This window comes from Streptomyces sp. NPDC048664 (genome assembly GCF_040650555.1).
GTDB lineage: Bacteria > Actinomycetota > Actinomycetes > Streptomycetales > Streptomycetaceae > Streptomyces.
Genome location: NZ_JBEZHK010000007.1, coordinates 253,965 through 269,006, shown reverse-complemented (window position 1 = coordinate 269,006; position 15,042 = coordinate 253,965). Strand labels below are relative to the sequence as shown.

Annotated in this window: 12 protein-coding genes and 4 pseudogenes; 7 read left to right on the top strand and 9 right to left on the bottom strand. The window is 69.5% G+C overall.

The features are described from left to right. Window positions 1-302: 302 nt before the first annotated feature. Both AB0C59_RS10740 and AB0C59_RS10735 read right to left on the bottom strand, forming a co-directional pair. A complete protein-coding gene (locus AB0C59_RS10740; RefSeq protein ID WP_363002813.1) occupies window positions 303-515 on the bottom strand; it encodes a helix-turn-helix transcriptional regulator in 213 nt (70 codons plus the stop codon). Between the two features lie 9 nt (window positions 516-524). Beyond that, window positions 525-932 carry a hypothetical protein gene (locus AB0C59_RS10735; RefSeq protein WP_363002811.1) on the bottom strand — a complete coding sequence of 136 codons (408 nt, stop codon included), beginning with the start codon at window positions 930-932 and terminating at the stop codon, window positions 525-527. Window positions 933-1,430: 498 nt separating this feature from the next. On the opposite strand from AB0C59_RS10735, the gene AB0C59_RS10730 reads away from it, so the two are divergent. Together AB0C59_RS10730 and AB0C59_RS10725 are read left to right on the top strand one after the other, a co-directional pair. Further along, window positions 1,431-2,252 (top strand): lipase, encoded by an 822-nt coding sequence (locus tag AB0C59_RS10730; RefSeq protein WP_363002809.1) that lies wholly within the window; start codon window positions 1,431-1,433, stop codon window positions 2,250-2,252. A 118-nt stretch (window positions 2,253-2,370) separates the two neighbouring features. Then, a pseudogene (locus AB0C59_RS10725) lies at window positions 2,371-2,861 on the top strand (IS5 family transposase); the annotation flags it as partial. A gap of 14 nt (window positions 2,862-2,875) precedes the next feature. Here the strand turns inward: AB0C59_RS10725 and AB0C59_RS10720 are convergent. The 3 genes from AB0C59_RS10720 to AB0C59_RS10710 all read right to left on the bottom strand — a co-directional run bounded on the left by AB0C59_RS10720 (window position 2,876) and on the right by AB0C59_RS10710 (window position 5,049). Beyond that, entirely contained in the window at window positions 2,876-3,436 is a 561-nt protein-coding gene (locus AB0C59_RS10720; RefSeq protein WP_363002807.1) for a nitroreductase family protein, read from the bottom strand. A 72-nt stretch (window positions 3,437-3,508) separates the two neighbouring features. Continuing rightward, window positions 3,509-4,249 carry an alpha/beta hydrolase gene (locus AB0C59_RS10715; protein ID WP_363002805.1) on the bottom strand — a complete coding sequence of 247 codons (741 nt, stop codon included), beginning with the start codon at window positions 4,247-4,249 and terminating at the stop codon, window positions 3,509-3,511. A 287-nt stretch (window positions 4,250-4,536) separates the two neighbouring features. Continuing rightward, entirely contained in the window at window positions 4,537-5,049 is a 513-nt protein-coding gene (locus AB0C59_RS10710) for a DinB family protein (protein ID WP_363002803.1), read from the bottom strand. Between the two features lie 693 nt (window positions 5,050-5,742). Between AB0C59_RS10710 and murJ the strand changes: the two are divergent. Together murJ and AB0C59_RS10700 are read left to right on the top strand one after the other, a co-directional pair. Beyond that, window positions 5,743-7,309: pseudogene (murJ, locus tag AB0C59_RS10705) on the top strand (murein biosynthesis integral membrane protein MurJ). A gap of 433 nt (window positions 7,310-7,742) precedes the next feature. Then, on the top strand, window positions 7,743-8,642 hold the full coding sequence (locus AB0C59_RS10700) for a virginiamycin B lyase (RefSeq protein WP_363002801.1): 900 nt from the start codon (window positions 7,743-7,745) through the stop codon (window positions 8,640-8,642). A gap of 218 nt (window positions 8,643-8,860) precedes the next feature. Here AB0C59_RS10700 and AB0C59_RS10695 read toward each other — a convergent pair. Together AB0C59_RS10695 and AB0C59_RS10690 are read right to left on the bottom strand one after the other, a co-directional pair. Continuing rightward, window positions 8,861-9,161, bottom strand: a pseudogene (locus tag AB0C59_RS10695) (IS5/IS1182 family transposase); the annotation flags it as partial. 727 nt (window positions 9,162-9,888) lie between these two features. After that, window positions 9,889-10,449: pseudogene (locus tag AB0C59_RS10690) on the bottom strand (AfsR/SARP family transcriptional regulator); the annotation flags it as partial. 360 nt (window positions 10,450-10,809) lie between these two features. Here AB0C59_RS10690 and AB0C59_RS10685 point away from each other — a divergent pair. Then, entirely contained in the window at window positions 10,810-11,730 is a 921-nt protein-coding gene (locus tag AB0C59_RS10685) for a helix-turn-helix domain-containing protein (protein ID WP_363002799.1), read from the top strand. Between the two features lie 39 nt (window positions 11,731-11,769). Here the strand turns inward: AB0C59_RS10685 and AB0C59_RS10680 are convergent, their stop codons facing one another. Then, window positions 11,770-12,381, bottom strand: a complete 612-nt coding sequence (locus AB0C59_RS10680; RefSeq protein WP_363002797.1) for a hypothetical protein — start codon at window positions 12,379-12,381, stop codon at window positions 11,770-11,772. Between the two features lie 209 nt (window positions 12,382-12,590). Here AB0C59_RS10680 and AB0C59_RS10675 point away from each other — a divergent pair, with 209 nt between their 5' ends. Beyond that, the gene (locus tag AB0C59_RS10675) at window positions 12,591-12,899 is read left to right on the top strand and encodes a hypothetical protein (RefSeq protein WP_363002795.1); all 309 of its coding nucleotides are present in this window, start codon (window positions 12,591-12,593) and stop codon (window positions 12,897-12,899) included. A gap of 118 nt (window positions 12,900-13,017) precedes the next feature. Here the strand turns inward: AB0C59_RS10675 and AB0C59_RS10670 are convergent, their stop codons facing one another. Continuing rightward, window positions 13,018-13,161, bottom strand: coding sequence for a hypothetical protein (locus tag AB0C59_RS10670; RefSeq protein WP_363002793.1), 144 nt, complete (start codon window positions 13,159-13,161; stop codon window positions 13,018-13,020). A gap of 545 nt (window positions 13,162-13,706) precedes the next feature. Between AB0C59_RS10670 and AB0C59_RS10665 the strand changes: the two genes are divergently transcribed. Beyond that, window positions 13,707-14,435, top strand: a complete 729-nt coding sequence (locus AB0C59_RS10665; RefSeq protein ID WP_363002791.1) for a hypothetical protein — start codon at window positions 13,707-13,709, stop codon at window positions 14,433-14,435. Window positions 14,436-15,042: the final 607 nt, after the last annotated feature.

Genomic DNA, 15,042 nt, shown 5'->3' with positions numbered 1-15,042 from the left:
GTGGGCAGCCGGTGTCACGCAGGTCGGCACTGGTGAGCACGGACGATGGTGGATTCGACCGCGACGAGGACTCAGTCGAGATCGCCCTCAGCGTCGGCCTTGGGCCGGCAGGGCAGTGATGGCCCTCTCCCAGCTCGCCGTCCACGGCCGGCCGGCGCGAGGCCGATACCTCCCCCCCATTCCGTTCGGAGTCGAGGGGCCGGCAGAGGACCGTGGCGCGGGATCAGCTGAGTTCCGGTGGACGGCACCATGATCGGAGAGGGGAGGTTGCGCGTACTGAGAAGACTCGCTTTCAGGCCGAGTTACCCGCCGTTTTTTTCCGCCCGGTCGGGACGGAAGATCTCCTCGATGGTCAGGCCGAAGACATCGGCGATGGTGAACGCCAGAGGCAGACTGGGATCGTGCCGCTCGGTTTCGATGGCGTTGATGGCCTGGCGGGAGACCTGGCACCGGTCGGCCAGGTCGGCCTGGCTCCATCGACGAGCCGCACGCAGTTCACGTAGTCGGTTCTTCACAGCGTGCCGTCACCGGTTCAGGCGGGTACGCAGGTCGGCGATCGTCATCCAGAGCCCCACGCCGCCAAGGAAAATAAGTTGCGCCACCTGATGGAGCTGGATGATGCCTGCGGCATCGAGCAGCGTAGCCACTTGCAGCGCCACGAGGACTGCGGCGAAGGCGATGGCCATGCTCTCCAGCTGAATTCTGCGCAGGTACTCGTCCGTGCGCCGGAACGCCCGAAGCAGCACCCAGGCGATGGCGAGGGTGAAGACGACAGTGGTCGCGATCCACCAGTCCTTCTGGGCGGTGCCCGGACTGGGGCTGCTGCCCAGGGCCAGGGCTACCACACCCAAAGCGGACACGGGTACGCCGTCGATGAGTACACCGCGGCGAGCCGCGCGCCTCACCTGATCCTGCTGAATCTGCTCTGTCATGCAACGAATGTAAGGTGCCCTTTCCATCAAGTCAAGACTCCTTGACTTGATGGAAAGGGTACCTTACATTCTGGCCATGCTGAACGAGAGACGGCTCCCGACTCGCCGAGCACTGCTCCGTACCGCCGTGGCATCAGCCATCACGTCCGTTTCCATGGCCACCGCGGCATCCGCCCGTTCGCGACCCTCCACGGGCTCGCCGATCGCCGCCAACGTCACGCCCGCTCCGGTGCGGCTTCGCCTGCTCGCACCAACCGGTCCGCACCCCCTGGGCACGGTCTCGTTGCACCTGGTCGACCGGGCGCGCGTCGATCCGTGGCAGGTATCCCGCCCGGCGCGGGAACTCATGGTCCAGCTCTGGTACCCGGCACACGCCGCCCATGGCCACCCACCCGCGCCGTGGATGTCACCCGGCGCCGTCCCCTTCTTCGAGCGGGAACAGGGCGTCCCGTCCGGCACGCTGCGGTTGCCGACCACACACGCCACCTGGCCGCACCGGTGGACCGCGGCCGGTGCGGGAGGCCGGTCGTCCTGTACTCACCGGGCCTGCACAGCAACCGCAGCCTCGGCACTGTTCTGACCGAGGAACTGGCCAGCCACGGCTACCTGGTCGTGGCCATCGACCACACCTACGACGCCGGCCTGGTCGAATTTCCCGGCAGCCGTGTGGAAACCTTCGCCATCACCGGCGACATCGACGACACACTGATCGCCAAGGCCCTCGCCGTCCGTACCGCGGACACCCGGTTCGTGCTGGACCAGCTCACCGCGCTCAATGCCGGACACAACCCCGACGCCGAACGGCGACCCCTGCCACCCACCCTCACCGACGCGTTCGGCCTGTCCCGCATCGGCATGCTCGGGCACTCACTCGGCGGCGCCACAGCTGCCGCAGCCATCCGCGCCGACCGGCGCCTGCGGGCCGGAGTGGACCTGGACGGGAGCCTCCTCGCACCTGCCACCACCAGTGCCGACCGCCCGTTCCTTCTCTTCGGCAGCGACCCGGGCCCAGGCCCGGAGGATCCCACCTGGGACCAGTTCTGGACCAGCCAGAACGGCTGGAAACGCGAACTGGCCCTCATCGACTCCACCCACACCTCGTTCACCGACCTGGAAACACTGCTCCCCCAGGCCGCACCCATCCTCGGGTTGACACCCAGCCAGGTGAAGCAGGCAATCGGCGCCCTCGCCCCACACCGCGCCATCCACGCGCAACGCGACTACGTACGAGCGTTCTTCGATCTTCATCTGCGCCACCTCGACAACCACCTGCTCCAGCGCCCCTCACCCCGCTACCCGCAGGTCCGGTTCATCCGATGACGCACCGACCACACCCGGTACCACGGCCGCCCCTCGGGCGGGACTGTGGATCGTTCGGCGCAGCTCCCGATCACGGAAGATGCATCGACCGCAAAGGGGGCTCGAGGCGCAGGGTCGGGGACGTTCCAGGTGCGGGCAGACCAGCAAGATCCATGTCGCTGGCGACCGGAAGTGCCGCCCGTTGGCGTTCGTCCTGACCGCGGGCCAGGCCGCGGACAGCCCGCAGTTCATCCCCGTCCTGAAGAAGGTGCGGGTGCGCGGGCCCGTCGGCCGCCCACGCACCCGGCCGGACGCCGTTACGGGGATAGGGCGTACTCGTCCCGCGGAAGACGCGTTCACCTGCGCGAACGCCACATCAGGGCGGTCATTCCGGAGAAGTCGGACCAAGCCGCCAACCGGAGGAAGAAGGGCTCCCGGGGCGGCCGGCCCGTCAGCCGCGACGCCAGCCTGCACAAGGAGAGGAACACCGTCGAGCGCCTGATCAACAAGCTCAACTCCTGGCGCTGCATCGCCACCCGCTATGCCAAGTCCCCGGGCAGCTACCTCGCCGGACTCCACCTCCGCGCCGCGATGGTCTGGATCAAGGGTCTCACCCGGGCCGCTCCGTGATCAGGACTCGGCTGTCACTCCGCCGGTGACCAGGGAGCGGAGCGCAAGTGCGCGACGCTGTGCCGGGCGCGGCCCTCCGGCGGCCCGCCGGCCGCCTTGCCCACGGCGACCATGGAGACGATCGCCCAGCCCGGGTTCGGGTCCAGCTCCTTGGTGAGTCCTTCCAGGTCGAAGGCCCGGAATTGGTGCGCGGCCAGCCCCATTGCCTGTGCCTGAACAGTCATGTGGGCGATGGCCTGGCCGAGGTCGTAGTCGGCGAACTCGGAGTAGAGCAGCTGCGTGTCATCGATGTGCCGGCGCGTCAGCGTGACGACGAGCAGGCTCGCGTCCGTCGCCCAGCGGGCCGAGCTCGGCGCAAGGTGAGGGAGCAGCCGTTCGTGCTCCGGCTCACCGGGCCTGCCGGTGAAGAAACCCCACGGCTGGGAGTTCCCCGCCGACGGCGCCCACGCCGCGGCTTCCAGCAGCAGCCCGAGGGCGTGGTCGTCGACAACCGCAGACGGATCGAATCGGTAGGGGCTGAAACGCCCGGCAAGCAGCGGGTGTATGCCGCTGGGCGGCTCCTGAGGATGGTGCATGTTCCGCTGCAACCGGCGACCTCGAGTGCGTATTCCGGCCGGTGCGAGCGCGGCGGGTCTGACGGGTCGACCTCAGTTCAGGTGCCGGGTGAAGAACTGGGCCGCAGCGTCCCCAGCATGCTGAGGGACGCCGGTGTGCCCGCCCATGTTGGCGTGCAGTGTCTTCTCCTTGGAGCCGAAGGCGTCGAACAGGTCCAGGGCCGCCTGCCGGTCGTTGCCCTCGTCGTCCCATTGCAGCAGGACGTGCAGAGGAATCGTGACCTGGCGGGCCTCCGCGAACGTGGCGCGAGGCACGAAACTCCCGGCGAACAGAACGGCGGCCGAGATGCGCGGCTCGACCACCGCAAGGCGGACGCCGATGGAGATCACTCCCCCCGAGTACCCGACCGGGCCGCCGGTTTCGGGCAGTGCGAGGAGGGCATCCAGAGCGGCCTGCCATTCCGGGACCGCCTTGTCGACCAGCGGAAGGATGAGAGAGTCGATGATCTCGTCGCCGACCGGCTCTCCGGCTTCCATCGCCCGGCGCAGGTCGGCACGGGCCTGCTCGGCGGCGGGCAGGCGGGGCCGGTCACCGCTTCCGGGGAGCTCGATGGTGGCCGTGGCGAAGCCGACCGCCGCGGAGTGCCGGGCCCGGGCCACCAGTCGGGGGTACGTCCTGCGCAGCCCGAGGGGAGGGGGGCCGAGCAGGATAAGCGGCGCGGCATCGGATGCGGATGCCGACGCGGGCGTCCACAGGATGCCGGGGATCTCACCGAGGGTGAATTCGCGTTCGAGGACGCCGTCGTCGAGGCGTTGCTCGGAAGTGAAGTGCATGGTCGTGCCTTTCGGGAGGCTCAGAGACGGCGCTCCCGGACGACCACCTATCGCCCGACCGTGACCCCGGAGGGGAGCACCCATGTCGATACTGCGTTCACGGGTACCACCTCCTCGTTCTCTCGCACGGCCCCCGGAAACGTAACAGCGGTCGCCGTGGTCCGCCAACGGGTTTTCACGGAGACCTCTCGGCCCGATCCGCTCGACCTGTCTGTCCCACCCTGGCCAGCACCCCGCCAGACCTTCGACGAGAACCCTTCCACTCTCACTCGCTGCCTGATCCGGCGCTACACGCCGGTGGCGCCGTCGATGCGTTCCCGGACCAGGTCGGCGTGGCCGTTGTGGCGGGCGTACTCCTCGATCATGTGGACATAGATCCAGCGGAGGTTGACGTCCTGCTCCATGAAGCGGCCCGTATCGGTCAGAGCACGGTCGGCGCAGTGCTCGCGGGCGCGGGCGATCTCCGCTTGCCAGGTGGCGAGGGCGTCACTCAGGGCAGCGCCCACACAAAGGGCGAAGCCGCCGTCGGGGCCGTCCGGGTCGGCCTGCGCGTCGTAGATGGGCGGGGCCTGTTCTCCGGCGAGGATGCGCCGGAACCAGTTCCGCTCCACCTCCGCCATGTGCTGGACCAGGCCGGTCAGCGTGAAGCCGGACGGCGGCACGGATGCGACGGCGGCCTGCTCATCGTCCAAACCCTCGCACTTCATGGCCAGTGTGGTGCGGTGAAAGTCGAGCCAGCCTTCAAGCGTCGTGCGCTCGTCGGCGTTCAGGGGCGGCATAGGGCGATCGATGGCGCTCATCGGTCGATTATCGCCAGCAGCCGAAGCCGTCGACAGGCGGGGCCTCACCACAGGGCGGACGTTGCTCGGCTTTGTGCTCGTAGCGGCGTGGGAATCGGAGGTGCGATGCGATGCCGGATGCTCGCTGGCACCGCCAATGTCGCAGGTGGCGATGGTCCACTTCCGCCGCTAAGAGTCAGCCGCCCGGCGGCAACGACGGCGCGGAAGTGCCTGATACCGCGGCCGGCCTGCGAGCAGGTCAGGCGGGTGGTGGCAATGAGCCGGCAGGTGTGCAGGGCCGCTTGGCGCGCCTCCCTCAGGGCGACACGGACAGGTCCCGGCGAACCGTGGGGAGGCCTTTCGTCCGGCAGGAAGACCAGGACGACCCAGGGCCGTCCCAGAGCCCCGCGGACTTCTCACGGCAACTCGGGACGACGGCTTCGTCGTCTCGGTGGGCACACGCCACACGATCGTTCCGCACTCCGTCGATGCCGCCGCGCTGCAGCCCCTGCTGCGACGGGCTGGCTACGGTTCGCTGAACTATTGGGCAAGTAGGGCGAATTGGGGGCCCGAGACGTCGAGGCATAGGTTGACGACATGATGGACGGGGCGAACTCCGCGGCGCAGACCATGCCGCGGGAGCAGCAGAGAAGGGGGCGGCATGCCGCGCGGCGGAAGAAGGACCAGGGCGGGCTGGCTCGTTCGTCCCTGTTGATGGCTGTTGGCACGGTGGTGTCACGGGCAACGGGACTGATCCGCCAAGTACTGCAGGCCGCAGCGCAGGGAACAGGCTTGTTGGCCAGTACCTACAACACGGCGAACACCGTGCCGACGAGCCTGTACACACTGCTGATCGGCGGGGCGCTCAACGCCGTGCTGGTGCCGCAGTTGGTCCGAGCAAGGGCAACGCAGCCCGATGGCGGACGTGCCTACGAGCAGCGGCTGGTCACCCTCGTGGTCTGTGTACTGGGCGCAGGAACGGCGCTAGCGGTGTGGGCGGCGCCGCAGATCGTGGGACTGTATATGCAGGACACCCGGGACAGTCACAAGGCCTTCGAGCTGACGGTGACCTTCGCGAGGTTCCTGTTGCCGCAGATCTTCTTCTACGGGCTGTTCGGCATCTACGGACAGGTGTTGAACGCGCGCGAGAAGTTCGGCGCGATGATGTGGACCCCGGTACTGAACAACGTGGTGCTGGTCGCCATGTTCGGTGTCTATTCTGGGGCTGATGACGGTTCCTGACCGAGTGGAGGACATCACCGCCAACCAGGTGCAGGTGCTGGGGATCGGGACCACGGCAGGAATCGCCCTGCAGGCCCTGGCGCTGATCCCGTTCGCGCGGGCAGCCGGGTTCCGTCTCCGCGCGCGGTTCGACTGGCGGGGCACCGGCCTGGGCAGGAGCGTCCACGCGGCGAAGTGGACGCTGCTGTTCGTCCTGGCCAACCAAGTCGCCCTGACCGTAGTGACGAACTACGCCAACGCCGCCGACCAGGAGCTGCCGCAGGCCGGCGCCGGCTACTCGGCCTACACCTACGCGCAGACCATCTGGATGCTGCCGCAGTCGATCGTGACGGTGTCCCTGGTGACGGCCCTGCTGCCCCGTATGAGCCGGGCCGTCGCTGAGGGGCGCATCCCCGATCTGCGCGCGGACCTGTCCCGGGTGCTGCGGATCAGCGGCGTGGTCATCGTGCCCGCCGCATTCCTCTTCCTCGCCCTGGGGCCGCAGATCTCCTCGCTGCTGTTCGCCCACGGGGCGGCGGACGCCGCCTCAGCCCGCCCTCTGGGGTACATGCTGCAGGCGTTCGGACTCGGGCTCATCCCGTTCTCCGCCCAGTACCTGCTGCTGCGCGGCTTCTACGCCTTCGAAGACACCCGCACTCCGTTCTTCATGGCGACCTGGATCGCGGGGGTGGACATCGTCCTGGCCACCGTCTGCCATCTGTTCCTGCCCGCCCGCTGGGCAGTCGTCGGCATGGCCGGGGCCTACACCCTTTCCTATGGGGCTGGTCTCGCACTCACCGCGCATCTGCTGCGCAGGAGGCTCGGGGGTCGTATCGACGACGGCAGTCTGCGCCGTACCTACCTGAAACTGCTCTGCGCAGCGGGCCCGGCTGCGGGGCTGGGGTGGGCTGCAGCTCGTGCGTGCGCGGACCTGGGAAGTGGGACGTGGCCTACGGCCATCGCTCTGACAGCCGGGGTACTCACGACGACCGCGGGGTATCTCCTTCTCGCCCGGCTGATGAAGATCAGTGTGTGGCGTCGCTTGCCCGGGATGCGTTGAGTGTGGGTTGACGGGCATGTGGACGGTCCTGCGCGTGGCCGGCGATGCGGTCCGTCCAGTCGCGTTTGGGCAGGGAGACTCACCGGGACGTGCTGCTCGCGCTGATACCTGTGACTTCAGCAGGGCCTGACGCGGGAACGTCGGCTGCAGGGGCCAGGCGGGCGGCGTGGCGACCAGCGACTCCGTTGAGGTTGGGCCCGGAGCGCATGTCGGTCGATCGCAGGCTCAGTGGACGAAGCGGGTTGTGGGCCGGCGAGGTGGCAAGTCCGCATGTTGGTTGTTCCGGTGCCGGGCCGCGGTCCTTTCGCTCGGCTCCACCAGTGATCACCGCCGCTGCTGCCGCAGGGCAGCAAAATCAAGGGGCGCGGCCGCTGTGGGCACGGCTAGCATCCGCAGTCGCGCTTCCAGCATTCACCGATCAAGGAATCCGCCGATGCCGAGTCGTCCGTCCGTTGCCATCGCAGAGTTCTCTGTCTCCGACCCTGGGGACGGGCCCTACGGAATCACTGCCGGACCAGACGGTGCACTGTGGTTCACCATGGTCCACCAGGGACGGATCGGCCGTATCACGCCCGGCGGTGACGTCACGGTCTACCGGATCGAACCGGCTTCCAGCGGACCATCGATCATCACAGCAGGACCCGACGACGCACTGTGGTTCACCGAGTTCCGCAGCCACCGGATCGGCCGCATCACCACGACCGGAGACATCACATCATTCCCGCTGCCGACGGCGGATGCCGGGCCGTTCGGCATCGCCGCGGGCCCCGATGACGCACTGTGGTTCACCGAGGCCAACGCCGACCTCATCGGCCGCATCTCGCCCGACGGGCACGTCGCCGAGTTCCCTCTCCCCCTGTCGGGAGCCTTCCCGTCAGCCATCGCCGCCGGCCCGGACAACCGGCTGTGGTTCACGATGAACCAGGCGAACGCGATCGGCGCCATCGGACTCGACGGCGACGTCACCGTTCACCCCTTGCCCACACCGGCCAGTGCCCCGGTCGGCATCACGGCCGGCACCGACGGCGCCATGTGGTTCGTCGAGATCGGCACCGGCCAGATCGGACGGATCACGCCGGACGGGAAGGTCGACGAATTCGCCCTGCCCGACCCTGCGTCACGCCCGCACGCCATCGCCGCCCACGCCGACGGAAACTACTGGTTCACCGAGTGGGGTGCCAACCGCATCGGCCGGATCACCCCTGACGGCCGTATCGACGAACACGACCTCCCCAGCCCGGCCTCGGAACCCCACGGCATAGCCCAAGGGCCGGACGGCGCGATGTGGACCGCTCTGGAGATCGGAACGATCGCACGCCTCACCACATCCTGAGCTGGAATCGCGGCAGGGACTCCGGCCCAGAGCATCACCCCCAGGAGTGGGCTTCCGGGCGCAACACCAATGCCCACCGACCGAGACACGAGCGGAGCCTCGCTCCGAAGGCTCGAACGGACCGGCGCCGTGGACGGGCGCCTGCGACACGACCGGCGGGCGGCCGACCTGCTCTGGGACGAGCGGTTGCAGCACGGCATACTCGTACTGCCCGACGCGCGTGCGCGGGCTTTGCGGTGCGAGGCGTTGTGTTCCTCCTTCCCGTCAGGGAGTTCGGTCTGGCCTTTCTCGCGGCGATGCGGGATGACCAGGCCGGTGCCCCGGTAGCCGCCGTCCGCGATGACCGTGGTCGTGCCGGAGTACCGGTAGTTCTTGGAGTGCTCGGCAATGGTGTACCAGGGTGCCGTCCGCGATGAGTACGGTGCCCTTGCGGAGCCGCTTGCCCTGCTGAAGCGCGAGCGCGGGCCCGAGGTGGCCGATGACGCGGTCGGCGGTCGACTTGGACACCCCGCACAGCGGGTCGGGCGTGCCCGAGGCGGCGGATGAGTAGATCACGGGCCTGGTCGTCGGTCAGCGTGTCCAGTCTCGACGGCGCAGCCCCCCGAGCGACCGGCAGCGGCCGTACCTGCTCGGCGTCGCGGGCGTTGTCCAGCACTACAAGAATCCGCTTGCCCACCAACATGCCGCGGAGCAGTGCGGACCGCGCCGGCAGCCCTGCCGGGAGGCGGCGCGGTGGCAGACCCAAGGCGCTGCGGATCCCGTGCGGGCAGTCGGCCAGGTCCAGGGCGGTGTCGCCCGGTCCGTAGCCGTGGAGGTCCAGGTGGAGCTGCCCGTCGGAGAACCGCGGGGTGACCCGGTGAGCCCAGTGCGCCACCGGCAAGGTCCTGCCCACGCCGGCTGTCCCGGAGACCGCGGTCAGCCGGACGGTCGCCAGGGCTGCTGGGTCGGGCCGTGTCAGTTCGTTCTTGTGGGTGATGACGTCGCTTACTGACACGGGGAGTTGAGCTGAGATAGGTAGCGCTGTAATGGCGGGGGGCGTGGTCGGGCCCGCAACGACCGGAGGTACTGCGGGGGCGGGGGGAAAGGGCGCAGTGGCGGGGACCGGCGGTCTGGGGCCGGCGACAGGTAGCGGGGCGGCTGCCGCCGTCGCGACCACGGCGCCCAGTTCGAGGTCCGGGTCCTGGCGGAGGATCCGCTGATGGATGCCGACCAGGGCGGGCGAGGGCTCCACCCCGTACGCGTCGACCAGGACGGACCGCGCGTCCTGGAAGGCGCCCAGCGCCTCGGCCTGCCGCCCGGACCGGTACAGGGCGATCATCAGCTGGCCGCGGAGCCGCTCCCGCACCGGGTGGGCGCGGACCAGTTCCTCCAACTCGCCGACGAACGGCCCGTGTCGGCCGGTGGCCAGCCCCGCCTCGATCCGGTCCTCCACCACGGTGAGCCTGAGCGCTTCCAGGCGCACCGCCTCGCAACCGGCCGCGGGCAGGCCCTCGAACTCCGCGAGGGCCGCGCCGCGCCACAGCGCCAGGGCCGCGGTGAGCGACTCGTGTGCCGGCCCGGGGCGGCCCTCGGCCAACGCCTCGCGCCCCCGGTCGGCGAGCCGTTCGAACCGGACCGCGTCGACCGTCTCCGGGTCCACATCCAGCTGGTACCCCGGCGGACGGGTGACCACCGGCTCCCTGCGGCCACCGCTGGGCTGACCGGACATCGCCCGGCGCAGCCGCGAGACGTAGGTGCGCACGGTCCGGTGCGCGTCACCTGGCGGCCGCTCCCCCCACAGCTCGTCGACCAGCGCCGCAACGCTCACCGTCCTCCCCACGTCCAGCAGAAGCCGGGCCAGCACGGCCCGCACCCGCGGTCCGCCCAGCGGTATCGCTCTGCCGTCCACGACTACTTCCAGCGGACCGAGTAACCCGAACTCCAAGCCGCCCTGCTGGGTCGCCACCGGCGATCCCCCCTCCCCCTCGGTTCACCCTCAACTCCCGCTGCATGTAAGGCCGCAGGCGATCCATGCGCAGCGTCCACGGTGTACGATTCCGCGCGCGCAGATGTTGCAGGGGCTGCGCGGTTCACTTGCCCGTCGTGCAGCGGCCCGGCTCGTGGACCCGCCACCTCGGCGTCGGGGGCACTGATGGTCCAGCACAGATCAGCGGGGCGGACGGCACAGGTGGACAGCTTCACCGACTGGCGCGAGCTCATCTGCGAGGCGTTCCTGGCGCTGACCCCGGAGTCGGACCGGCGCGACGGATTCACCGGTGCGGTGACCCAGTGGCAGTTCGCCGACCTGAGCCTTGCCCGGATCGACTCCCGGCGCCAGAAGGTCAGCCGCACCGACCTGGACATCGACCGCACCCCGCGCCATGGCTACTACGCCAACCTCCAGCTGCAGGGGGTCAGTTCGATGACGCAGCAGGGCCGTTCCGCCGTGCTGCGGCCCGGTGACCTGGCGGTGGTCGACACCGCGCAACCGTTCGCCTTCGACTTCCCCGAGGGCTTCGTGCAGCTCTCGCTGTACCTACCGGGCCCGCTGCTGGAAAGCCAGCTCGGGCAGGGCGTGCCGACCGCGACCCGGGTGGACACCGGTGCCGGGGTGGGTGCCGCGGTCCGGCACGCGCTCGGCGCGTTGAGCCGCGGCGACCTCGCCCCGGACACCGCGGCGCGACTGGCGGGCCACACCTGCGGACTGATCGCCGTGGCCCTGGAGCAGCCGGCCGTCGCCGACATCCCGGCGGTGCGCGGCGACCGGTTGCACCGGGCCGCGTTGGACGACATCGACGAGCACCTCACCGACGACGACCTCTGCGCGCCCACAACCGCCCAACGCCTGGGGGTCTCGGCGCGGCTGCTCTACGCGGTCTTCGCCGGGCGGCGGCGCAGCTACGCCACCGAAGTGCGGCACCGACGCCTGGAGCATGCCTGGCGTCAGCTGCAGGACCCGGCACGGTCCCACCTGCGGGTCATCGACGTGGCGGTGTCGGCGGGGTTCGTGGACGTCACCAGCTTCCACCGGGCGTTCCGGCGCGCGTACGGGCGTACCCCGCTGCAGGTGCGGGAGGGGGCGACGGGCCCGTCGGTCGGGAGCACCTGACCGGGTGCTCCCGACCGGCGGACAACCGCGCCGTGCGGGTCAGGAGATGACGATGTGGACGAACGCGTTCACGGAGTTGAGGCACTGGTTGCCGGTTCCGTTGTCGTGCGCGGTGTACCCGTTGTCGCCGTAGTTGTCGTCCTGGTAGCCCAGGATCAGGCTGCCGCCCCGCCCACCGACCACGTACTGCCGTCCGACGACGTCGAGTAACCGGGCCAGGTTGCTCGTCGCGCCCGGGATGGTGATCAGGCCGTGGTACAGGTCGTTGTCCGAGGCCGGGTCGACGTACCGCTTCCAGGTCAGCCCGTGGCCGCCGGTCTGCACGCAACCGCCGGCGTTGACGGTGACGTGGTCCCCCGGCAGGAACGAGAAGTTGTACGTGGTCTGGAGTGTGGTGACCACCGGTTCGGTGATGGTGCAGTCGATCGGCAGGGTGGTGCCGGAGCATCCGGGGCTCATCGACAACGCCTTGGGCGTCACCGCCGGAGTCCGGCGGACGTTGCGGTTGATCGCGGCGGACGCGGCACCGGACCGGGCGGCGGTCGCCACGGTTCCGTGCTGCGGGGCCGCTGCGGCGGCGCCGGCGTTCGTGCTCACCGCCGCTGCCGCCATGAGAGCGGCGGCCGCGACGAGCGTGATGCGCTTGTTCATTCGATGCACTCCTTGCTGGACTGGTGTTTCCTGACGACGCCAGTCCTACGAGAGGCCCTCGACAGTTCGTTTGCGATACGTCGACAGCCCACCGACCCGGGTGGAGCGAGACCCGGCGCGAGCGGCCCCGCGGGCAGGCGTGGGGAGTCGATCCGTCGCGACGCGTGTACGGGTGCGTCGTGCAGCAGTGCAGCAGTGCAGCAGTCCAGATGGCAGGAATGACCGCCATCGTGCTGCACGACCTGGGTGCCCGCGCGGAAGCCAGACGATGGTTCTCCAGCGCCGCCGCAGCCGGCCAGGAATACGGCGACCGCCAACTCCTCGCGTGGCTGCGGGCCAGGGAGACCGTGGTCCCGCTCAACTACAGCGCCCCTCAGGCAGCGGCCACCCTCGCAGCAACCGTCGCCGCCCGGGCCTACGCCCTCCCCACCAGCCCGAGCGGGCCCGCGAAGCGGTCGACACCGCCGACGCGTTCATGGAGCGGCCCGACGCCGACGCGCGCGCCGACACCTGGCTGACCCACGGCGCGCAAAAGCCTCTGCCCACCCTCGGCAAGGCTCTTGCACAGGAGTGGACTCGCGGGCGCAGAGGGAGGTCACCTACATGAGGGCCGGGTCCTGGGGCTCATCAGAGCCCTCAGCTACCTCTGTTCGCAAGCAAAGCACCCAGAATCAGCGCCGCGCCGATCGCCAGCCCCGGATACCACCCGCCGATCCCGCAACCGATCATCACGAACACGCCACTCATGACAAGCCCCACCGGGGCACCCTTCGCCTTCATGCGCCGCATGATGGCAGCTCTGCCCGAGGGCGCACACACCACCGACATGGATTGTGACCAGAGGGGGACACACGACCTTCCCTGCCGGAGTCCTCGCCCGGACCCTGGTCGGGCTTTCCGCCCCGCACGACCGGCGGCGACGGACAGTCCATCGGGACGAGGGGGCTACCGGATGCGCGCATCACCCGGTAGCCCGGCCTCCACCCAGAGTGGCGGCAGGTGTGATGAGCACGGACGGGATGCGGAGCAGTGGCGGGGCCACGAACTACCGGGACATCCTGACGGACCTCGTCGGGCGACGATCCCGCAGCCGAGCGTCGGCGGGCCTTCCTGGAACTCAGCGCTCTGGGCTTGTTCTTCAAGGTCGGATCGGGCAGTGGCGACATGCGGCAGCGGGTGACCAACCGCCCCGGGCAAATCCGATGGCACCGACAACCTTCCGGCGACGAGACTGCGCTGGTGAACACCCTGCCACCGCCGAGCGACCCGTCCTCCAGCCGGTACGGGACCCGCGCGCCCGCGACCTCGTTCTCGACTATGCGGACATGCACGCCCTGGTCGCCGGGCTGGTTCTGCCCGGCGGCGCCTCGATGTACGCCATGAGCGCGATGGAGACCTCCCGCGAGCTCATCCGGCACTCCTACTACCGGTACGAGTTCGCCACCGTCGCCGTCACGCACTCCCTGTTCGCCCTGGAGCACGTCCTTGCCGAGCGTCTGGCCACGAACGAACCACTCCACACCCTGATCGAGCGGGCCGCCGACGCAGGGCTCATCACGGCTGGACTCGCTGCCGAACTCGACCGCAGCCGATTGCTCCGCGACAAGCTCACGCAGGGCGCCGAGTCAAGTGCCGCCCTCCGCCCGGTCCAAGCCGTCGCAATGGTGCGTGCCGTCTTCGATGCCGTCTCCCTGCTTCTTCGCCCACCGTCGACGGCAGGGGCGTCAGCCCCCGACGTGGGCAAAGCACAACCCGAAGACGGACTCGCCCGGCTGTGGGAGGACCACCTGCGCGCACTGTTCCCCGACGGTTTCCGCGGCGTGGACTTCGACGGCGTAGATCTGGTCCTCCTGGACGCCGATGTCGCCGGCCTCGTGCAGAGAGAGCTGAACGGCGGACTCGACGCCAGTGGCGTCGCTTGCCTCTGGGGCCGCATCACCGACCTCGACAAGATCGTGCCCCTGATCAACGAGGAGTACTGCGCCTCCTACTTCACGAAGCTCCGGACGATGGCCCAGGTCGCAGCAGCGCCCTACATCCCCACCGCGACCTGACCACCGGGTGAGAATCGGGGCCTCCCACGACCCTCGTCCAGGGTCTGGCTCGATGACGTTCGATGCCGCCGGGCATACAAACGGCAGCTCCGGCGGAGGAGGCACCGCCGAGTCCATCGTGCCGCAGAGGAAGCCGGTGGGACCGCGTCCGGCGGCACTTCTCCCGCCAGCTCGTGCGGAGTGCGCCTTGCCGGCCCGCACCCGGTCAGGAGGACGTCCCGGCATGCCGACCGTTGCACGGGGCACTCTGATGGCGTCCAGCACCGCATAGGACATCGTGGAGTCGTTCACGTTCCCCGCCGTCACGACCAGCGGCGCGGGATGCCGCGAGGAAGAACGTGTAGCCATCTGCTCGCGGTGGCCGGCAGGGGCTCCTCTTCCGTCATTCCCCTGGGCGCTGGGTGACACTCTCGCGGCCCCATCTGTGCGGCCATGAGGATGGTTCGACCGCTTCTCCCGGGGGCGGCATTCGTTGGCTCTTCATGATCCCGCCGGTGCGGCCGGCCGCACCGGCGAACTCGCGACCAACCCGAGGAGCAGCTTCATGAAGACAGTCCGGATGGCGATGGTGGCTACCGCCGCCATGCTGACTCTGAGCGGCGCGCAG